The sequence below is a fragment of the Peribacillus sp. YIM B13472 genome (genome assembly GCF_042788005.1).
In the GTDB taxonomy this organism is placed as follows: Bacteria; Bacillota; Bacilli; order Bacillales; family DSM-1321; genus Peribacillus; species Peribacillus simplex_E.
This window is the reverse complement of record NZ_JBHZPG010000017.1, coordinates 83,317-103,478: the sequence shown is the minus strand read 5'-3', so window position 1 is coordinate 103,478 and position 20,162 is coordinate 83,317. Positions and strand designations below refer to the sequence as shown.

General features: G+C 37.6%; 21 protein-coding genes, 15 tRNA genes and 1 pseudogene. 30 read left to right on the top strand and 7 right to left on the bottom strand.

Annotated elements, in window-relative coordinates:
* Position 1: 1 nt before the first annotated feature.
* The 24 genes from ACFX4I_RS14890 to ACFX4I_RS14775 all read left to right on the top strand — a co-directional run bounded on the left by ACFX4I_RS14890 (position 2) and on the right by ACFX4I_RS14775 (position 8,044).
* Positions 2-76: transfer RNA gene (locus ACFX4I_RS14890), tRNA-Asn, on the top strand.
* A gap of 5 nt (positions 77-81) precedes the next feature.
* Positions 82-173: transfer RNA gene (locus tag ACFX4I_RS14885), tRNA-Ser, on the top strand.
* A 9-nt stretch (positions 174-182) separates the two neighbouring features.
* Positions 183-257, top strand: a tRNA-Glu gene (locus tag ACFX4I_RS14880).
* 15 nt (positions 258-272) lie between these two features.
* Positions 273-348, top strand: a tRNA-Val gene (locus ACFX4I_RS14875).
* A gap of 80 nt (positions 349-428) precedes the next feature.
* A tRNA-Met gene (locus tag ACFX4I_RS14870) sits at positions 429-502 on the top strand.
* A 5-nt stretch (positions 503-507) separates the two neighbouring features.
* Positions 508-583, top strand: a tRNA-Asp gene (locus ACFX4I_RS14865).
* 12 nt (positions 584-595) lie between these two features.
* Positions 596-671, top strand: a tRNA-Phe gene (locus tag ACFX4I_RS14860).
* Positions 672-678: 7 nt separating this feature from the next.
* Positions 679-754 (top strand) — tRNA-Thr (locus tag ACFX4I_RS14855).
* Positions 755-770: 16 nt separating this feature from the next.
* Positions 771-854 (top strand) — tRNA-Tyr (locus ACFX4I_RS14850).
* A gap of 11 nt (positions 855-865) precedes the next feature.
* Positions 866-939: transfer RNA gene (locus ACFX4I_RS14845), tRNA-Trp, on the top strand.
* A 17-nt stretch (positions 940-956) separates the two neighbouring features.
* Positions 957-1,032 (top strand) — tRNA-His (locus tag ACFX4I_RS14840).
* A 38-nt stretch (positions 1,033-1,070) separates the two neighbouring features.
* A tRNA-Gln gene (locus tag ACFX4I_RS14835) sits at positions 1,071-1,145 on the top strand.
* Between the two features lie 3 nt (positions 1,146-1,148).
* A tRNA-Gly gene (locus ACFX4I_RS14830) sits at positions 1,149-1,223 on the top strand.
* Between the two features lie 8 nt (positions 1,224-1,231).
* Positions 1,232-1,305 (top strand) — tRNA-Cys (locus tag ACFX4I_RS14825).
* A gap of 8 nt (positions 1,306-1,313) precedes the next feature.
* Positions 1,314-1,394: transfer RNA gene (locus tag ACFX4I_RS14820), tRNA-Leu, on the top strand.
* A gap of 130 nt (positions 1,395-1,524) precedes the next feature.
* On the top strand, positions 1,525-2,451 hold the full coding sequence (locus tag ACFX4I_RS14815; RefSeq protein WP_377421523.1) for a tyrosine-type recombinase/integrase: 927 nt from the start codon (positions 1,525-1,527) through the stop codon (positions 2,449-2,451).
* A 158-nt stretch (positions 2,452-2,609) separates the two neighbouring features.
* On the top strand, positions 2,610-2,999 hold the full coding sequence (locus ACFX4I_RS14810) for a replication initiator protein A (RefSeq protein ID WP_377421521.1): 390 nt from the start codon (positions 2,610-2,612) through the stop codon (positions 2,997-2,999).
* Complete coding sequence (locus ACFX4I_RS14805) at positions 2,959-3,423, top strand: hypothetical protein (RefSeq protein ID WP_377421519.1); 465 nt, start codon at positions 2,959-2,961, stop codon at positions 3,421-3,423. The genes ACFX4I_RS14810 and ACFX4I_RS14805 overlap by 41 nt, the downstream gene beginning before the upstream one ends.
* A gap of 22 nt (positions 3,424-3,445) precedes the next feature.
* Positions 3,446-3,982, top strand: coding sequence for a MerR family transcriptional regulator (locus ACFX4I_RS14800; protein WP_377421517.1), 537 nt, complete (start codon positions 3,446-3,448; stop codon positions 3,980-3,982).
* A gap of 251 nt (positions 3,983-4,233) precedes the next feature.
* Positions 4,234-4,563, top strand: coding sequence for a hypothetical protein (locus ACFX4I_RS14795; RefSeq protein ID WP_377421514.1), 330 nt, complete (start codon positions 4,234-4,236; stop codon positions 4,561-4,563).
* Between the two features lie 126 nt (positions 4,564-4,689).
* Entirely contained in the window at positions 4,690-5,157 is a 468-nt protein-coding gene (locus ACFX4I_RS14790) for a hypothetical protein (RefSeq protein ID WP_377421512.1), read from the top strand.
* A gap of 293 nt (positions 5,158-5,450) precedes the next feature.
* Entirely contained in the window at positions 5,451-6,119 is a 669-nt protein-coding gene (locus ACFX4I_RS14785; protein ID WP_377421510.1) for a DUF1129 domain-containing protein, read from the top strand.
* Between the two features lie 882 nt (positions 6,120-7,001).
* Positions 7,002-7,304, top strand: a complete 303-nt coding sequence (locus tag ACFX4I_RS14780; RefSeq protein WP_377421508.1) for a hypothetical protein — start codon at positions 7,002-7,004, stop codon at positions 7,302-7,304.
* A gap of 560 nt (positions 7,305-7,864) precedes the next feature.
* The gene (locus ACFX4I_RS14775) at positions 7,865-8,044 is read left to right on the top strand and encodes a hypothetical protein (protein ID WP_377421506.1); all 180 of its coding nucleotides are present in this window, start codon (positions 7,865-7,867) and stop codon (positions 8,042-8,044) included.
* Here the strand turns inward: ACFX4I_RS14775 and ACFX4I_RS14770 are convergent.
* Complete coding sequence (locus ACFX4I_RS14770; RefSeq protein WP_377421504.1) at positions 8,039-8,296, bottom strand: hypothetical protein; 258 nt, start codon at positions 8,294-8,296, stop codon at positions 8,039-8,041. The two genes, ACFX4I_RS14775 and ACFX4I_RS14770, sit on opposite strands and share 6 nt — an antisense overlap.
* Before the next feature lie 1,098 nt (positions 8,297-9,394).
* Positions 9,395-10,978, bottom strand: a complete 1,584-nt coding sequence (locus tag ACFX4I_RS14765) for a vanadium-dependent haloperoxidase (RefSeq protein WP_377421502.1) — start codon at positions 10,976-10,978, stop codon at positions 9,395-9,397.
* 325 nt (positions 10,979-11,303) lie between these two features.
* On the opposite strand from ACFX4I_RS14765, the gene ACFX4I_RS14760 reads away from it, so the two are divergent.
* Positions 11,304-11,567, top strand: coding sequence for a hypothetical protein (locus ACFX4I_RS14760; protein WP_377421500.1), 264 nt, complete (start codon positions 11,304-11,306; stop codon positions 11,565-11,567).
* Between the two features lie 774 nt (positions 11,568-12,341).
* Here ACFX4I_RS14760 and ACFX4I_RS14755 read toward each other — a convergent pair.
* A complete protein-coding gene (locus ACFX4I_RS14755) occupies positions 12,342-12,632 on the bottom strand; it encodes a hypothetical protein (protein WP_098370854.1) in 291 nt (96 codons plus the stop codon).
* 399 nt (positions 12,633-13,031) lie between these two features.
* Positions 13,032-13,238: a hypothetical protein gene (locus ACFX4I_RS14750; protein ID WP_230302578.1), complete on the bottom strand. Its 207-nt coding sequence runs from the start codon at positions 13,236-13,238 to the stop codon at positions 13,032-13,034.
* 525 nt (positions 13,239-13,763) lie between these two features.
* On the opposite strand from ACFX4I_RS14750, the gene glsA reads away from it, so the two are divergent.
* The gene (gene glsA / locus ACFX4I_RS14745) at positions 13,764-14,705 is read left to right on the top strand and encodes a glutaminase A (RefSeq protein ID WP_283933037.1); all 942 of its coding nucleotides are present in this window, start codon (positions 13,764-13,766) and stop codon (positions 14,703-14,705) included.
* Between the two features lie 277 nt (positions 14,706-14,982).
* Here glsA and ACFX4I_RS14740 read toward each other — a convergent pair whose 3' ends face one another.
* Both ACFX4I_RS14740 and ACFX4I_RS14735 read right to left on the bottom strand, forming a co-directional pair.
* Positions 14,983-15,177, bottom strand: coding sequence for a hypothetical protein (locus ACFX4I_RS14740; RefSeq protein WP_076367873.1), 195 nt, complete (start codon positions 15,175-15,177; stop codon positions 14,983-14,985).
* A complete protein-coding gene (locus ACFX4I_RS14735; RefSeq protein ID WP_230302603.1) occupies positions 15,168-15,680 on the bottom strand; it encodes a tyrosine-type recombinase/integrase in 513 nt (170 codons plus the stop codon). The genes ACFX4I_RS14740 and ACFX4I_RS14735 overlap by 10 nt, the downstream gene beginning before the upstream one ends.
* Before the next feature lie 380 nt (positions 15,681-16,060).
* Between ACFX4I_RS14735 and ACFX4I_RS14730 the strand changes: the two genes are divergently transcribed.
* From ACFX4I_RS14730 to clpP, 3 genes are all read left to right on the top strand, one after another.
* Complete coding sequence (locus tag ACFX4I_RS14730) at positions 16,061-16,378, top strand: hypothetical protein (protein WP_230302579.1); 318 nt, start codon at positions 16,061-16,063, stop codon at positions 16,376-16,378.
* A gap of 436 nt (positions 16,379-16,814) precedes the next feature.
* Positions 16,815-17,522, top strand: a complete 708-nt coding sequence (locus ACFX4I_RS14725; protein ID WP_377421497.1) for a sigma-70 family RNA polymerase sigma factor — start codon at positions 16,815-16,817, stop codon at positions 17,520-17,522.
* A 30-nt stretch (positions 17,523-17,552) separates the two neighbouring features.
* On the top strand, positions 17,553-18,137 hold the full coding sequence (gene clpP, locus ACFX4I_RS14720) for an ATP-dependent Clp endopeptidase proteolytic subunit ClpP (protein ID WP_309519452.1): 585 nt from the start codon (positions 17,553-17,555) through the stop codon (positions 18,135-18,137).
* 26 nt (positions 18,138-18,163) lie between these two features.
* On the opposite strand, the pseudogene ACFX4I_RS14715 reads toward clpP, so the two are convergent.
* Positions 18,164-19,102, bottom strand: a pseudogene (locus tag ACFX4I_RS14715) (alpha/beta hydrolase).
* A gap of 293 nt (positions 19,103-19,395) precedes the next feature.
* Here ACFX4I_RS14715 and ACFX4I_RS14710 point away from each other — a divergent pair.
* Positions 19,396-19,983 (top strand): DUF6241 domain-containing protein, encoded by a 588-nt coding sequence (locus tag ACFX4I_RS14710; RefSeq protein WP_377421495.1) that lies wholly within the window; start codon positions 19,396-19,398, stop codon positions 19,981-19,983.
* Positions 19,984-20,162: the final 179 nt, after the last annotated feature.

Below are 20,162 nucleotides of genomic sequence, written 5' to 3'. Positions count from 1 at the left end.
TTCCGCAGTAGCTCAGTGGTAGAGCATTCGGCTGTTAACCGAACGGTCGTAGGTTCGAGTCCTACCTGCGGAGCCATTATTGGAGAGCTGTCCGAGTGGCCGAAGGAGCACGATTGGAAATCGTGTAGACGGGTAACCCTGTCTCAAGGGTTCAAATCCCTTGCTCTCCGCCATTTATACCTGGCCCGTTGGTCAAGCGGTTAAGACACCGCCCTTTCACGGCGGTAACACGGGTTCGAATCCCGTACGGGTCACCATTTAGACAACATATTGGAGGATTAGCTCAGCTGGGAGAGCATCTGCCTTACAAGCAGAGGGTCGGCGGTTCGATCCCGTCATCCTCCACCATTATTCAATAAGATCAGGTTGTTTCTGCATTGAAACGTTCAACACGAAAATCTGATGCATCATAGCAACATTATTAACGTCGCGGGGTGGAGCAGTCCGGTAGCTCGTCGGGCTCATAACCCGAAGGTCGCAGGTTCAAATCCTGTCCCCGCAATCTATGGTCCCGTGGTGTAGCGGTTAACATGCCTGCCTGTCACGCAGGAGATCGCGGGTTCGATTCCCGTCGGGACCGCCATTTTTATTGCTTGGCTCAGTAGCTCAGTCGGTAGAGCAAAGGACTGAAAATCCTTGTGTCGGCGGTTCGATTCCGTCCTGAGCCACCATAGTAGTGCCGGTGTAGCTCAACTGGTAGAGCAACTGACTTGTAATCAGTAGGTTGGGGGTTCAAGTCCTCTTGCCGGCACCATGTTTCATCCATATGCGGAGGGGTAGCGAAGTGGCTAAACGCGGCGGACTGTAAATCCGCTCCTTCGGGTTCGGCAGTTCGAATCTGCCCCCCTCCACCATCTTTTTTTACAGGGGTATAGTTTAAAGGTAGAACAGAGGTCTCCAAAACCTCCAGTGTGGGTTCGAGTCCTACTACCCCTGCCAATTTCAATCTTATAATGGCGGTTGTGGCGAAGTGGTTAACGCACCTGATTGTGGTTCAGGCATTCGTGGGTTCGATTCCCATCAGTCGCCCCATTTTTTAATAAATCATGGTATAATGAATACAACGTTAATGGGCTATAGCCAAGCGGTAAGGCAACGGATTTTGATTCCGTCATGCGAAGGTTCGATCCCTTCTAGCCCAGCCATATGCGAAAGTAGTTCAGTGGTAGAATACAACCTTGCCAAGGTTGGGGTCGCGGGTTCGAATCCCGTCTTTCGCTCCAAAAACGTTGGCGGCATAGCCAAGCGGTAAGGCAGAGGTCTGCAAAACCTTTACCACCGGTTCGATTCCGGTTGCCGCCTCCAACATACATGCCGGTGTGGCGGAATTGGCAGACGCGCACGACTCAAAATCGTGTTCCTCTGGAGTGCCGGTTCGACCCCGGCCACCGGTATCATGAAAGCTAGTAGAATCAAGATCTCAACGATTATGTTGAGGTCTTTTTTCTTTGTCTTTAACACGACAAAAATAACTAAGAATCGTGTGCTGCGAATCGTATGCCTTGAATTAGACAGGAGGAGAGTATGGCAAGACGTGGTGACCTTACAAAGGATGAATTAAAAATCATTAAAAAGAAAATAACAGATGAAGAAGCATTTGAAAACTTCTTTAGAGATTGTTATTTAAGAAATCTACGGCCAGCTACAATTGATTATTATAAAAATGAATTTCATGCTGCAAAGAAGTTTATTAATAAGACACTGGTTGAATGTGAACAGCAAGATATAGAAAATCTGATTATAGAAAGCAAAAAGTTAATAAAAGTAACTACTATAAATACTCGGTTACGTGCTCTCCGTTCATTTTACAATTATCTTGATAAAAATAACCTAATTGATAAAAACCCGATGAAAAACATCAAGTTGTTAAGAGACAGATTGAAAACAATAGAAACTTTAGATAGTAAAGAATTAGAGTTGCTGCTAAAAACAATACGAAAACAAAAAACGTTTGTAGGATTTAGGGATGAAGTAATTTTACTTGTATTTTTAGATACTGGAGTGCGATTGTCTGAATTGGTTGGGATTGAGGTGGAGGATGTCAGAGAAAATAAAATTATCATAAGGAAGACTAAAAATTTATTTGAAAGAACTGTTTATTTGTCTGATGCAACCCAAGAGCAAGTAAAAAGATATTTTTCAATAAGGGGTAATTTAGAAACTCAGAAATTATTTATCAACCAAGATAACAAAGAATTGAACTCTCATAGTATACAAACACGATTCACAAAGTATGGAAAGGAAGCTAAAATCGATAAAAGAGTGAGTCCTCATACTTTTCGTCATACAATGGCTAAGAGAATGATTCTGGCTGGAATAGATGCTTTTAGTCTAATGACATTGTTGGGACACCAGGACATGTCTATTACAAAAAGGTATGTAAACTTATGGGGACCTGATATTGAACGAAAGCATGAACAATACGGAGCATTAAAGGGATTAAAATTATAAAAAGTGTACGAATGTTCGGTCACATAATAAAATAAATAAAAGAGATGGTAATGGAGTTTGGCGGCTCTACCATCTCTAAATAAAACACAAACAGGAATTAAGACCCCTGCTAACTAATAGTAGCATGTCTTCTTTTGTTGTGTCAAAAGGGGAAAAGGATGATTAAGTATTACATTGAACAGCAAATCGATAACTTGATTTATGTTCAAACACCTAAAGTATTGCTCTATGGTTTAGAGTACAAAGAAATGATGCCCCAAGCAAAGCTACTTTATATTACACTATTGGACAAATTAAAATTAAGCATGATAAAGGATTGGAAAGATGATGAAGGTAGATACTTTGTAATCATGTCCATCGATTATGGGGCAGAAATGCTCGGATTCTCACATTCAACTTTTAGAAGATGTAAGTCTGAATTAAAGAAATTTAACTTAGTCGAAGAAAAACGAATGGGGCTAAATAAACCAAATAGAATTTACCTTGGTAGGTTATCGCATACTAATAATGACCTTTATAATATGCGAATCAAGGAGTGTTCAATTTGAACAATCAGAAGTGCTCAATGAGAGCACACATGAATGTCAAATACGAGCAACAAATAATAATAAGAGTATTAAGATTGAGACAAATAATAATAAAAAAAATCTCAATTGTAATTACAAGGAATCTTTAACATCTGATAAATTTAGAGAATTACTGATTGAGGAATCAAATGAATTCTATACTGAACTCTCAATTGGAAGATGGTCTAAGAAATCATGGGATATTTTAATCAATAAATTTGTTGATGATACTATTTCGAGTGGCAGATGGACTAATGTACCTGAAGAAAAGATAAAGGGATACGCATATAAATCACTAGAGAGGATTTGCAATAACTCGGACTATAAACATGATGAAGAATTAAATGAGTTTCGAAGCATGAAGATCAAAGTTCCAGAAGAGAGCTATAATTGGCTAGAAAGTTAATTAATTTAAAGGAATGATAGGGATGGAAGCTTATCACAAAGTTGATGAGGTAGCAAAAGTGCTAGGGGTCACTCCTTCAGCAGTAAAGAAGTATTATTTAATGTTTGAAGAGCAGAACTACAAGTTTAAGCGAAGCAATCAGGGTCGCCTAATGTTTTCAGAAAAGGATATTGATTTATTTAATAAGTTGATTGTATTAAAGAATGAGCCTGGTATGAAGGTACATAATGCGGTAGAACAGCTGATAAAAGAAAATGAGAATGATGTTTCTAATGTATATCAACTAGTCTCGAATGCGATGGCTGAAATTACAAATTTAAAGAACCTCATTCGGCAACAGCAAAAGATTATCAATGATCAACAAGAGAAATTAAAAATAATTGATGATAAATATGGAACTTTAACAAAGATGGTAATGGAACAAGAAAAGAGAATTAGTCAGACTTTAGTACTTAGCGATCAAGAATTAGAGTATTCAATTAAAGAAGTGAAGGAAGTAATTGGATACCAACTAGAAGAGCTTGAGGGGAAATTGAAATATAGCTTTAAAAAGTCATAAGAGAGATAAAATATTATAGCGCTCATTAGCCCAAAAATGTCTAACGTTGGATTTTAATAGAGTTTGATATAGAATTAACTCTTTCGAAGCTCAATACAGGCCAAATAAAAGATTAAAAGGATTATCGTGTTTATGGTGCCTATTATTGGCTTTTAACTAAAGCTGTAATGCCTGTAACGATAGTAATGTTACAAAGTTACATGTTTAAAAATCACGTTTTATAATGAAGAAAATAGGGGAGGAACTATTAAATGGCTGATAAAGTGACTGCTAATGAAGTAATAGAGATAATAAACAATATGGACAACGGAGAACGTATAAAGCTACTCGACAATATGTATGATAAATACTATGACGGGGGCGGTGCTGTTCGTTATAACGAGAAACTTACTAAAAACCTTGAAAAAGATATCGAATTTCTTAGTAAAAAGGTTGGGAAATTTGATATGTATTTCAATCGGTTAAATAGTCAATCTTCAACAGAGCGTGAAATGGAAATAGCATTCCTTGCAGACAAGCTTAATAAATTGGAAAGGGAAGTGTTTTTGTTGAAAAGAAGGGATATTACTAATGATTATTGATTGGGCATATGTCCAATCTTTTTTTATTTTTTAAAAAAATTTCCAATTTACTTTACGTTCTTAATAACGTCCATATAATGAGACTCCGTAAGATGAAGACAATTAATTAGTAGGGAGTCGGTTTAATTGAGAAAAATGATAGCAAAAATTTTCAGTAATTATCTTTATGGAGATGATGGATGTTTTAATCAAGAAAATGCTGATAAAATTGGATTCAAGATTCTTTTGGTTCTATTATTGAATCCAAAAAGAGCAAAACAGTGGTATGAAGAAACTAGAGAAGAAACAAGAAAAGAGAAAGAAAAAGAAAATATTTTAAATCACTTAGTTAATACTATCTTACTAACAGACGATTTTTTAAACATAGGGTTCAATCACTTAAAAATTGGAAATTCAAATACTAAGATAATAAATCATATGCAAATATTGATTTCTCTATATAGTAGCAGAATTGAATTGGAATGGGTGGATCTGGAATGGATTGATAAAGACAATTTTTTCGATCTATGTAGTATTGAGGGGGAAATCGAGCAAATCGAAGAAGAAATCGTTAGATTATACAAAGCTTTAAATATACAAGATCGGGCATCTTAATGCTCGGTCTTTTTTACATAAAATCAATATTATATTTACCATAAAAAATGGTTTACAAAGGAAATCATATTCTTCATTCAAGAAAATTTCATAATTCCAGACACTGACACTTAATAGCTACTTCATCCTGGGTAACTTTTAAAGCTCTTCAAGTTTCGGCTTACTTCGCCAAAATAACCATTTACAAAACGTTAGTATATCCTATTTTGCACAAAAATATAAAAAAATGTATTTTTTTGGTGTCGAATCTAGTATAATTGACTTGTTTGGAGAAATTGGGAGGGATTGGAAGTATGAAATTTAAAAAAGGAATCGTCAGTGTTGTATCAGCCGTTACTCTACTTAGCTGCATTTCACCATCTGCATCACTCGCTTCGACAGGAGTCGAGACGCCAACCGTGCAAGTTAGTAAAGAACAAATTGGTGACACGCAGGAATTAATCGATGTAGTTAATGAATTGGATCAGAGTAACTTAAATATGGATAACCTGTCCAAGAACAAGCAAAGTGAAATTAACAAACTTAGCAAAGAGGCACAAGAGTTCTATTACATATTTGAACAGGTAGTCAAAGAGAATGGTGATGATGCTGAAAAGGCTATAGCCACGCTTGCAACTTACTATCAGTCTATGAATAATGTAAATGTAGCTTCTACTAAACAAGAAGCTAGTGGACAAGTTTCTGCCTCATCCATAGGCGCTGTTAAAAAGTATTACCTTTCAAATACGCAAGTTAATAATATTATTAAAGATGCAGGACTTTATGGTGGAACATGGGCAGTTTTATCGGCAATAGCGAAGGCTTTTGCAAAAAACCCTACTCTTCTGACTGCAATGCTCGTAGCTATACCTGTATTGGGAGTAGCCGCCCTAAACAAATGCAATAAATACAGCAAAGGCGTTGTTATCACAGATGTTAGAATAGGTGCAACTCATAGCTGGTCTTGCGCTGCAAGAAAATAATAAAAGAGATCTCAGGCTATTTATGAGCCTGAGATCTCCTGATTTTAGAAGCGATAAATTCAGTAAGAAAGAAAACGGCTAGTCCCATTAGAAGAATAATAAATGAACTAGAAATGAATTCCTTGTTATAGAATTCGAAAGCAGAATTTATAAGAAGTGCCACAGACCAGAATATAAAGGTTGCAAAATAAGCAATATTCACGGCTCTGCGGTCAATCTTGTCATCGTTTTTAAAGAACACGTAACTCCTCCTCAATTAATATAACCTAGTTTATTAACTCCACTTTACCTTTTTTCACCAAGGAAGTCTAACATTATAAGTCCCACGTAGGAGCCAATTTTAGAGGAACAAAAATTCCTTGATTCTTAATACTTAGCAATCAGAGAAAAAAGTGACATCTTAATATTCTTATAAAAATACCTTCATGGCCAAAGGCTCAGCCTTTGCCAGCGTCAAGGCGGGTTCTGCCTTGAACGCTTTGTTAAGTTGTTATGAGACGGAACAAAAATTCCCTGATTGCTAATACTAGCAGTGGAGAAAAAATGTTCCTCTTGATTAGGTGTGCTACAAACGTATATAAGTAGGGAATGATATACAGTTAAGAGCAATATAATTTCACCGATAGAATTTACGTTTTTATTTATCCAGAAAGAATAACAGCGTCAAATAAATAATCGGAGGAATTAACTACTATGAGATACCTATCAGAAAGATTCAATGAACAAGATTTTAAGAATATGGAGCCAGGCCACAATTATGCTTTTTGGTCAGAACCTGACAGTGGTAAATCAACGATGATTGGTATGCATCTTATTCCGTTACTGTTATCAATCAATTAGGCGAAACGGAAGAACAACAGTCAATCAGCGAATATTTATATTGTGGAACAGCAATCCAATGACCAAAAGGATAAACACCCACAAGAGCACCCACCTGAACCTCTAAATACTTCTTTTCAAGAAGTTAACGATAAACAAAAACCTTTAATAAATATTGTAAACACTGTTAAACAAGACGTTGACCAAGATAAAATAATTTATGATACATACATCGAATTTAAAGAACAAGGCATTGATAAATCATTATTTAATAAGGTTTTATCTCAAGTGCAAAAAAATAAGGAAGTATGGAATTTTAAGAAATACTTAACAGGGGCATTGAGGAAAGTGGTCGGATTGATCTGATGGATTTACATGATGAAGAACCAAGAACTGAAGTAGATACAAGTAGGATTCCATTATTGGATAAATTCTTAATCCCTGCAAAAAACGCCTTCAGGATTGGGTTTCTTATAGCAGTTCATCCTGATACCGTTTTGTGCAGGATGGTCATTTATTGAATATTAATATGCAAAACATGTAGGTAATTTTGCTCATTTAAAAAAAGTTTCGATTTTTACACTACAATGCTGTTATGAGAAATCGTTACTCGTATGGTCAAGAGAAACAATTGTTCTTTAAATACTTAATAGATATTTGTGTTCATTGGATTTCCTCCTAGTCTGATAAAATATCTGTTTTATGTATATAAAAAATGAGGAGCACTCGGTGAGTACTCTATCAATTATTTAAATGGTAAAGGTTTGTATTCAATGCCACGAATAGCACTAACATATGTGACTTCATCATCGGCATAAACTTCGGCTTTTTGCCTACAACTGCTTGATCGTGAAAATAGGAAAATTTCACTGTGAAATATTCCGTTAAATGATAAAATGGATGAATGTAACAGAGGGGGAAACAACATGAAATTTACATATTTAATCGGCTCAGTGACTGTTACTTCTGCTTTGCTTTTGGCGGGTTGTAACGCAAAAGAAACAACGGTGGAAAAGGAAGCAACGACAGCTCAAGCGAGTAATGTTGAAAAAGAAAAAAACGTTGAGCTTACGAAAGAAGAAAAGGCGGCCGAGGTGACCTCATGACAGTAATGAAAAAGCAGTGTTTGCCACAAATTCTGTTAGACTATCTCCTGGTGCGACTGCTAGGATAATTGGTGTAGCATCATTGGACAAAGTGACAGCAGATTGGCTACTAAAATTGTTGGTCAGAGTAACGTAACCAGACAATACTGGACCACCAGTATTATCAAATACCGTCTCTCCTGGAGCTTCACCAGGATCATTAAATGTACCACACGTAGAAAGAGATAAAAACTGAGGGTTTGGACAACACATCTAACATATTCCTCCTTTCATTAACTAAAAACTGTGGTTATCCAGACGGACAACCCTTCTTTATTAAATTCCTTTTTATTTGAAATGGTCACGGCTAAAAAATAATAAAACAAAAAGATCCAAACCATAGCTTCATTTTTTCAAATTTGCAATCATTTGAAACGATACCCCTAAAAAAAGATAGGATATTGTGTATCCTTCCACATAATCACCCTCTTGGTAATCAATATAAAATCCGTCTTGATCAATTAGAGAATGAATCCTTTATTACACTCAAATCAGGTTATAACCACGACATAAAACGTATATTAAAATAGATTGGTGTTACTCTCAAAAACAGATTTGAAATGACTGACGACCAAGCTATTATAGCAATGGTGGAAAATGAACTAGGTGTAAGCACCATACCTGAATTAGTTCTACAAGGCATGTCACATAAAGTTAGAGTTCTTAACTTAGAGCCAGAACAGCATCGAATTACTACCAAAAAGTTTATTGAATATGTAAAAAAGCTGTTAGGGTCGAACTTGGTATAACTATTGATGTAGATTGTATTCATATTCAGTTAAGAGAACCGCCCAGTAGCAATTTTGATATGTTAAGTGGATAATGTGAATGTTTATACTTAAACTAACGGGTGCGTTAGCTGAAGATCGGAGCTGTCTTTTAGGCAGCTTTTTCTAATGGAACTATCAGGATTGTTGAAGAAGGAAAATAGTTATAAAAGGAGGTTTTTGAAATGAAGATAAAGAGAAAAATCTTTTTTATTACATCCGTTATCATTTTATCATTTCTTGTAGTAGCTATTATTTAAAACTCTATCTCGCTTGAATACACCAAAAATGCTTGTATTGATAACAATAAGACACCAAAAATCGAGCAAGATTTTTTAACATTAAATTGGTCTGTTTCTTGTGAATAACACATACTACCTTGTTTCGTTAACGGGTGCAAGAGTTGAACAACGAAGCTGTTATTTTGGCAGCTTTTCTCATGGTGAAGCGGAGGTGAAAATTGGTTGGCAAATCTGAAGTAAATCAAAAAGGACACAAAGCTAAAAGACACCAAGTTTAAAGATACAGGGTGTCTTTTATTTTCTCAGATTGTTATCTTTGTCCCATCAAATTTTGTGAGAGAGAATCCTTTGAAAAACTCGTTATAGGTTTTTCTGTAATCCCTCATTATCCCAATGGCCATAGATTCTCCGAGCATAATTCCATCGAAATAATCGTTGCGGTAGTGAATACCACCGAACGACCGGCCGATGGAAATATTTGATGCAAGTTTATTTAGTTCCCCGCCTATCGTAAGCGGCGGACCTTCGTAAGGTATGAGGGAAAGACCATCGGAACTGGCAACAACCGGATTGGGGATTACAAACGATTCATTAAAGTAGGCCTTCAGTATTGTTACCATTGCTCCAATAAGTGCTGCATGACCGGAAACATAGGATGGATGCGCAGGAGCTCCTTCTGCATATGCCTGAGGTAGCAAATAGGTGCCGAATTTATTAAAAGTTTCGGCAAGTGCTTCCGAATTCAGAACTACCGGATTGATCGGGTAATCAACACCCGATTTCTGATTTTGAATTCGGCCGCCGAATTCCTCCGGACGGAGACTGCGATGGACCAGCCATTTTTGGAACCAAACTGCCTCAAGAGCCGGACGCGAAGCTCTTGTCACAAAGTCCAAGATATGCGGTGGTCCAAAGGTAGTGAAACCAACCTGGGTTGCAGAGTTAAAGTAAGGATTGGACGGATCCAAAGCTTGTCTGCCAAAACTGAGCAAAATGTAACAAGCAATTAACCCGCCATCAATGGAACTATCCCTGTGTACCCATTCTCCCAAATCCCGGCCATTTCGAATATAGCGAGGTAGGGGGTCAAAACGATTTGGGGTAGGAGGACTGGAGCCGTTTTGTACAGCCAGCCAGTTGTCGTAAGAAGTTAGATGGTCGTCCCCAGGAACAGTGGTACGGTATCGCTGGATAATTTTAGTTGAAACAAAAGGGACATCTTTCCATAAAAATTGTGAAATATATGGCCCTGTTAAGTCGCCTTGAAGGTTCCCTCGGAATAAGGTACCTGTCGTGACTAGTCCATTCTTTTTCGGTCCCCGAAAAACAGGCAGGCTGGAAAGTTCTTTTGCAGCATCATTTGTTAATGGGTCTTGATTATATATATTGAAAGGAATATCCCGTGCCAATGCTTGCCAATAAAGCTCAACCATCTCTCCAGCTATTTCAGCACTGCTAAAGGCTGGTGGTGCAGGAATAACCAATTGGTGACTATCAGGTCCGACTAATTCGAATGCATAAGCACCCTGTGGATTTACTAGTTTAACAACGCCACCCAGTGGAATCTTCTCAAAGTCGTTAGGGTCTCCTGTTTCCAATGCTTTTAAATATTTATTATAAGCTTGGATGTTTACCTCGCCTAACTGATTATGCGGAAATGCTTTTGTATAACTGGCAATTTTATTTGGATACCTATCTTCATCCCCATTACAGGGATGGTGAACTAATGGCTGATTTTTATAGAATCTCGCAGCATCCTTACGAATATCAAATGCCTCCTCGCGTCTTTCAGCAGGAGATAAGGGACCGAGAAGACACGAATTTTTGTCCTTAGCAATTTTGTCATTTTTCATTTTACATTCATCCATACTTTCTTCGTTATCCATTTTTAACACCTCCATTTGATAACTTATTCAAAAGTTAAATGGAGGATTGGACAAACTAACAAATAGATTGGATATGATTTGGAGTGGTTTTTGAATCATCTTGTGAATAAAAACACTTAAACTAACGGGTGCGTTAGTTCAACAAGACAACGATGAATAAATCCTAATAAATGGTGTATTATGTTAGCATTAGAATGCTAAATGGCTATAGAGTGTGGCATTGAAATAAAGTTCGATAATTTATAAAAAGGAACCTAACAAATAAATATTTAAATAGATTTACATTTTCAATTACCTAGATATAAAAATATCGAGGTGATTTTTTATGTTGCCAACAAAAGAGCAACTAATACAACATTTAACTGTCAAAATGACGAACAAAGATATTGCAATAATTTATGAGACAACTTTTCAAAAAATCATCCAATTAATAAAGAAAAATGATCTCAATCCAATTGAATTAAGAAAGGTAAATAAATTTATTGTATTTGAACATTGGTACAATAGAAAAGTCGTTTATGTTGGAAGCGGTGTTTGGTATAGATGCAAAAGATATAAAATAGAAGAAACTCGGAACATGTGCATCTAATGGAATATGGGAAACTTGAATATCGTATAGTGGGTGAATACGAAAAAGTAGAGGATGCAAGGAAGCACGAAGCTAGGCTCATTCAAAAATACAAACAATTAGGACAAGCAAAATTTAATAAGAAAATGCATTGATTCTTGACGATTATAAGAAGTAAAGGCATAATTATCAGTAATCGTGTTACTAAAAAAATGAGTTGTTTCAACAACCGTTGATATTACTGATTATATAGCTTTTATGGATTATAATGGGACTCGAAATCGTGTTCCTCTGGAGTGCCGGTTCGAGCCCGGCCACCGGTATCACCAATAGCAAAGAACCGCTATTATAAAAAGCTTCACACTTAATTGTGTGAAGCTTTTTGTGTTTATGACGCACTGGAACATATGTACAAATAATGTGCGGGATATTGTGCATTGATTTTTCATCACTCAAGAATGAAGGGAAATTAAAACCAAGGAGCTTGCAATATCGAATCAAACCTTATGGCAACTTATCGGTGATTAAAAGTGTTAGTATATCATGTCATACAATTAAATGGTGGGTCAGCATTTCACTTGCAAATTGCACTGTGACATACGTCAATGGAAGTTACGATACATGAATTTATGTGCCACAGATATTGCGGGGAGTCATAAAAAATATTCTCCATTAAATAATTATTTTATCAGCAATAGTATAGAGTACGTTTGTTCTTTCGATTAATAATATAAACGAATGGGTCAAAGAGTATTAACTCTACCATTCGTTCCGTTAACAGATTGGCCAATGATTTTAGATTTCAATATTCATAGCACTTAGCTCTGCTTCCGTATAGCCAGAAGAGGATAGTGCGATTTCAATTTCTTCAGCAGCCTTATAATCAAATAGTTTAAATTTAGACATTAAAGCGAAAGCATTTTGATTTTCAATTGCTAGGGCAACAGCTTCCACGTCTTGCAGTAACTTCAGGTCTTCAATGTAGAATTGAGCAGTTCTCATTGCTAGATACTCATTCATTGTAGTCGAACTGTAGAAAAGACTTGTTAAAGTGGCGATTGCGTTAGGAACGAAAATCTTATTCATAATTACCCCTCCACTATTCTTAATATTCTGTCATTAAGTCACTTCTAGTATGAGTCACGATAAAAGTGTTGTCAATCTTTATCTTTTGTGCATTTTAACTCACCAGTTGAAAGTAGATCTGTATATTTCCAAAGGCAAAAGTGATTGCCCGAAGCGCACGAAGTAAGCGAAAGAATGAATGTTGCTGAGTTTACGAAACGAACCAACTTACATGGGACATGTTGATTCAAGCTCGATTGCTAGGTCTGGTTGAGCATCCAGTAAATAGCTGCTTAAAAAAAGCCAGTGTCACAAGTGGCGCAATTAAGCCGGATGTTTTAGAATTTTTTAGAAATTCTTTCATTGATGAGATCCTTTCTGTGTTCGAAAATTTCAAAGGACTTATGAAACAACAGATCCTTAGTAACTGTAAAGAAGGCGGGCTTCTACATTACGCAGCTCTCCAGATGAAACACTATCAGCCACGATTATTTGCAATGTTCTCGTAGCTGTCATTCGTTTGTCCGGATGCTTCAATTGTAAATGTTGTTGTATCGCTCGGAAAAGTTCATTATTTTCTGGACGGTTGGCGTTATAGATTTCTTGTAAACTCTTCGATTTCCCCATGGCTTTTCCTACTTTCCGTCAAGTGTGAAATACATATGAAAGCTTATACGATAATACTGGTATGGTCTATATTTCCGTCTGAGCGCGTCTAATTCCTTCTTTTTTCAATAAAATCTTCTTTAAAGAACAGTGAAGTTGCTCCTGATTTTTTTACAAGGCGTTAGCTTACCTGTCTTACTGCTTGAGCGTTGCCCGTATATGTTGTTGTTTTTCTTTGTCTTTAACACGACGAAAATAATTCAGAACCTGTGCCTTAAGATTAGACAAGAGGGAAGTATGATAAGTCCTTGCAAAGGAGAATTAAAATCAGTAAATAATAGATAAAGAAGCATTTGAAAATTTCTTTAGAGAATTGTTATTTATGAAATCTAAAACCAGGAAAGTAGCTCCTTTAACCTTACTTCTGTTTATTATCCGCTTCGTATTTTTAAATAATATCGATGAAATATGGTAATAAATAATAAAACCACTGTCTAAGACACTTCAAATAACAAATTTTCTAAGGGGCGGCAAATTGTGAACAATATGGGATGTAAATGCAGGTCCAATGACGAGTTACAGCAACTGGTCGATCAGGCAAAAGAATATACAAATATGGGAACGGTGGCAGACTATATACCTGCTCTTGAAAAGGCAAATCCTAGGGATTTATCTGTTGCTATTTACTATCCTGACGGAAAAGGATATTGTGCGGGGGATGTAAGTGGGAAAATGACCCTGCAAAGCATATCAAAAGTTTTGACACTTGCTCTTGTATTAATGGAAAAAGGGGAGGAATATGTCTTTTCCTATGTAGGCAAAGAACCTACTGGTGACCCTTTTAATTCGATTGCCAAGTTAGAGACAAACAAGCCATCCAAGCCGTTAAACCCGATGATCAATGCAGGAGCATTGACTGTGACCCACATGATTGCAGGTGACAGTGTGAATGAACGATTCAGGCGTATTTTAGATTTTATCCGGGAATTGACGCAAAATCCCACTATTGGTTTTAATGAAGATGTTGCCCGGTCAGAATACAAAACAGCAGACTTAAATAGGTCGTTAAGCTATTTTTTAAAGCAGCATAATGTAATAAATGAGGATGTGGAGGACCTAATCGAATTGTACTCGAAGCAGTGTGCCATTGAAATGGACAGTCAGGATTTGGCGAGGATAGGCTGTGTGCTGGCCATGAATGGGAAAGATTTGTTGACGGGAAAGCAAATCATCCCAGGGGACATTGCCCGTATTTGCAAGACATTCATGGTTACCTGCGGGATGTATAACGCATCAGGTGAATTTGCCATTAACGTTGGCATACCGGCTAAAAGCGGTGTGTCAGGGGGAATTATGGGGGCCGTCCCCGGAAAATGTGGGATTGGAATTTATGGTGCAGCGCTGGATGAGAAGGGGAACAGCGTTGCCGGGATAAAAATCTTGGAAATGATGGCGAAAAAGTATTCTTTAAGTATGTTTAATTTCTAAACATTGACACCATTAGCGATGAGTCGATGATATTAATCAAGTTATTTTTAATTCGGATGTTGTCTTTCTAAGGAGAGTTCAGGGAAGGGAGAGGATAAAGCTTGGAATAAGAGCTTTTTCGTTATGTTTGGTGTGGTCTTACAGGAAAAGGCATATCAGATAAGATTGGTACAGTAGGATTATTAATTGAGGTTCAGCCTAAAGCCTTAAAGAAACAAATCACTTACTTTCACGGAAAAAAAGGACCTCTGCACATATGGCAAGGGTCTTAAGGTGATCATAACAAGTTGGATAGGAGAGATACTTTTTTATATAATGCATGTACCTCTTTATTCCGATGTTCCCCGATGTCATTTCTTAGGTGGCCTTCCATATCGGTCATTAAATCAGCTAATTTCAATGCCTTTTGCCTATCAGAAATATTACTTCGAATGATATATTCATATTTTGCATTGTATTCAGTCAGTGACATTTCTTCCGTCCTCCCATAATATCATTTAAGCTGTCCTCAGTTCCTTCATCAGCAATCCCAATGTACTTTAGTGTAATTCCAGGATGTGAATGATTAAGGATCATTTGTAACTCAGCAAGGTCCTTACTTCGTTTATAGTGCCAGTACCCGAACGTTTTTCGCATGGTATGGGTACCGACGCCTTCGATGTCCACCATGTCCGCTGCTTTATTAAGCTGTCTGTAGGCTTGTATCTTGCTAATTGGCTTATCGCCTTTGCGTGAGGGGAATAGCCATTCACCATCTATGGTGGCTATATAGGCTGCCAGTTCATTACATACATTATTAAGCTGTATTATTCTTGGCTTTTTTGTTTTGCCTTCCTTGATGATGACCTCCATCTTACCTTTAATGTCCTTTATCTTCAGCGATAATAAATCAGACACACGCAAGCCAGTATTGATGCCTAACAAGAACAATATGTAGTCTCTCTCGCTGCAATGTCTCTTCAGTGACCATTTCATATCATCTAATTTTTCCAATGATCTGATTGGTTGAACGTCAATTAAATGTTCTTTTGGCAAATGAGATCACCCTTATTTCACGCTAATGGAATCAGTGTTTTGAATGTATACTTTTTTATTAATTTAAGAGTAACACTTGAAAAGGATGGAAGTCAATGTGAGGTGTATACTGATATTTTTTGGACTGTCCACTTTTAAGGGTTCGGAGTATTTTAGTTGTTTATTCGTATTAAGGGTGAATATTGGCATTAAAAACTTCTGGAACTTGATATAATGAATCTATAGGAATATTTTTCTAAACTGATGTTTTGATGGATATTTAATAGTTGAATTAATTCATTCTGAATTTATTATGCTTTAACAGGATTGGGGAAATCACCATGAGAGGATTAGTTATTTTGAAAAAGTTACTGCCTTTAATGTCAAGGTTGTTTACTATGGCAATTATGGTTGCGGTTTTTTACTGTATGTTCATGTTCGCAGACTTGGAGAATGAAAAGACAGACAGCGGGCGTCATAACGAGCGATCAGTTAATTTTGAAGAGATGAGCGATCAAGAAGAGAAGCCAGCAGGTTCTTTGGTGAACTATTGTAAAGATAGCGCTAATGAGAGTCGCGCCTCCAGTTGGTTTGGTATTGAAGAAAACGATATGGAACCTAGCGAATACACGGTTGAATGCATCGAACACTTGGAATAGCAGCAGAGTTCCTATGGATCAACCGTGAATTTGAAATTCAGGACAAAAAGGATATCCGGGACGTCAGGGTTTAGTGAAAAGGTAAGGACATATTGCGGAATATTATCGTGAGCGGGGGGACATCCAAAGATTTGGCTGGTTGGCTTAATGGAACGGAGCGGAATTCACGGGGAATATGAAGTGTTTTGAAAATAAGGCTTCGCTGAAATGATTGGTGACGAACGGGTACACAGCGGGGGAGGCCATATTTGTCACATATAGAACATTGACACTAGCCTGTTTGGATCTTAACCAAACAGGTTTTTAGTATGAAAGGAAATCCAATGGAAAAAATGGAATAGAATATAAAGAAGAATGAAGGAAAATTTTCCACCCCCATATCTTTTTCTCTTTCTGAAACGTTTATAGGATAGAGGGTGTTGAAGGAGTGAGAAAAATGATAAATAAGTTAAGGGAAGATATTTCTGAAGAAAAGGATAACGATGCGATTTTGCGTGAAGTCTATCCTGAATTGCTTCGGTTTTGCCGATTCCTGACCCAAAATAATTGGGATGGGGATGATTTGGCACAGGAAACGGTATTGAAGGCAATGCAGGGCTATGGAAAGAAAACCGAGATAACAACGGCTTTATTGAAGACGATAGCCCGCCATTCCTGGATTGATACGATACGAAAAAGAAAAAAAGAATCATTAGACGAACTGTTGGATACCGAACAACAGGGATCAGTTGGGGAAAATGCCTTTGAAACGGTTGAATATATAATAAAGTCACTTACTCCGAAACAAGCCGTTGTGTTCCTGTTAAAGGAGGGATTCCTCTATCGGTCAAAAGAAATCTCAGATTATTTGAACACCACGGAAACGGCTGTAAAGGCAATCTTGAACCGTGTGAAAAAGCGCTTTGACGATGACGTTGAAGAGCGTAAGTTGTCTTGTGTGGAAGATTGGCAGGATGAGGAGGAACAGCGGCTCATGTCCCTGATGACACAGTCTTTAAAAACCCAGAATCCTGATATCCTCATTAGAAGCATCCCATCTTTCAAATCTCTGAACAGTGAATCGATGATTCCTAAACTGATGAATCGTTCGATTCTTTCCAAATCAAGCTTCACTCCTTCAAACACACTCTCAATGGCCGCTTAGCCAATATTATTGTTAGGAGGAAGAAGAGATATGACCACCATTCCATATGTAATTGAGCAATCAGGCAAGGGTGAGCGCTCGTATGATATTTATTCCAGACTTCTTAAAGACCGTATCATCATGATTGGGGAAGAAATCACCGATCATTTAGCCAATAGTGTGGTTGCCCAATTGTTATTCTTGGCAGCAGATTCACCTGAGAAGGAAATTACCATCTTCATAAACAGTCCGGGGGGATCGACCAGTGCCGGTTTCGCCATTTATGATACGATGCAATATATTAAGCCTGATATCCGGACTGTATGTACGGGGATGGCTGCATCATTCGGTGCCATGCTTTTATTGGCGGGTACGAAAGGGAAAAGGTGCGCTTTACCAAATAGTGAAATCATGCTTCATCAACCGCTTGGAGGGGCGAGGGGGCAAGCCACGGAAATTGAAATTTCTGCCCGAAGGATTTTGAAACTAAAGGATCATATCAATCAAATCATCTCGGAAAGGACTGGGCAGCCTATCGAAAAGGTGGCGAAGGACACAGATCGTGATTACTTCTTAAGCGCAATAGAGGCGAAGGATTACGGTATAATCGATGAAATAATCGTACAGGATAATTAATCCTGATAAAAACGCCATCAGTAAGCTCAAAATAAGCTGGATGAAAATGAAAAGAAACTGTCGATATTTATATCGGCAGTTTCTTTTTTACCTTCGACATTACTCCATATATTTATCCACAATTCAGCTTCACCATGCCCGGCACCCGGTATTATTAATTTTTCTTTGTCTACGTTTGCTGCATTGTATACGTCATCCAGCATGGAATAAGGGACGAATGAATCATCTTCCCCATGGATGAATAACATGGGTGTTTTACTTTTGAGCATTTGTTTCACAGCTGACGCTTCATTTAAATCGTAGCCTGTACGCAGCTTTGTCACCGTATTGGCAGCATTCATTACTGGAGATTTTGGCAATCCGAACAAATCATCAAGTTGATAGGTGAATACGTCCATACCGAGGAATATATGCAATCCTCTACGATCACTTTAACATTGGAAGGCGGCCTTTCCCCGGAGGTCATCATGACTATTGCCCCTCCCATGGATATCCCGAATAATGCAATGTCCGCCTGGGGATCTTTATCGGTAATTTGCTTGATCCATAAAAGCATATCTTTCCGATCGTCCCAGCCCATTCCAATGTAATCACGCTCGCTTTTTTTCCCATGTCCGCGAAGATCAGGTGCCAGCACATTGTATCCATTTTCGTGAAAATTGCGTACCCACCGGATCATTTGATGGTTTTTGCCGGTATAACCATGAACGACAATAGCCCATTTATGGCCATGAGTGTTATTTTCATAAAGTTTAGCACTAAGTCTTAGTTGATCTGCAGAAACAATGCTCATCTCATCCGGTTGATGTTCTTTGGAAAATTCCGCATCAGCCAATTTACTCGATTCAGCCATTTCACCTGAAACGGCTTCAGATTGGGCAAGATGGGGGTTATCGCTTAAAAAGCCTTTTTCCTTATTCGGATGTATGGCGATTGTAAAAAAAGTTCCCTATCAAACCATACATAATGATTAAAATTATAAGAATGCATGTCGCAGCGAAACTGAATTTCTTTTATTCAAGACTCCATCCAAAAAGCTTGACCGTCATTTATTAATATTACAATATTTTGAAGTGCTTGTGGAAAAATAGAAGGGTGTTGTGTTTAGGGTGATTATTGATATCTGAAACTACTGAAATTATTTTTAAATAGGGCTGAGAAAAGGATTTTGGATGTCTGCCTTTTCTGGATAGTCCATCCATTTAATATGTTAAAATAAATATTATCTAACATTATCAATATCTTGGAGGAAGTTTCTATGAAGAAAATGCAAAAGGTTTTACTTATTAGTGGAATCTTTGTGGTGGCATTATTCGGGTTGGGGATTGCTTTCTTTAAAATCATGGAAAACTCCAATGAGTACGAAAAAGCACAACTGGAGATTGAAGTCAGGGAAACCAAAGAACAAATTGAAAGAGAAAGAGAGGATGTAAAAATCAAAGCCCAAAGGGAAGCGAAAGCTAAAGCGGCGGAACTTGAAGCGAAAACAGCGATATATGATGGGATTGAATTTGAAACAGGACTTGATGAAGACTCAACCGAAACGGAAGTCATGGACGTCATGCATAAAATGACTCATCAAAAAGTTCGATCGCAAGATAAATGGGGGGCTATACCGATGTCTCCTAAGATTATAGAAGAAGTTTATAAAATAGTGGAATCAAGTGATTTTCAGCATAGAGATAGATTGCTCAGCATTGCTGCCCGGTGGCGAGACTTTAATTTCAGCACGATCGTTCAGGACCATAACTTCTTTTGGGAAGACAAGGAAGGAACCGTTGGAAAAGCCCATGGCACATTAAGTGCGGCAGAAGAGATTGAATTCATTGAAGTGAATTCTAAGTGAGGCCATTTGCAGGGAAGGACTGACTATATTAAAGGGTGAGTTGGTAAGACCCGTTCAATAAAGAAAACACTTAAACCTCCTATAAGGCAAGTTCTTCAGGAGGTTTGAGTGTTTCCCATTCTCGGTCATTCGCTTATGGGGAAGTCAAGTAATGGAATCTTACACTTGATACAGTAGTT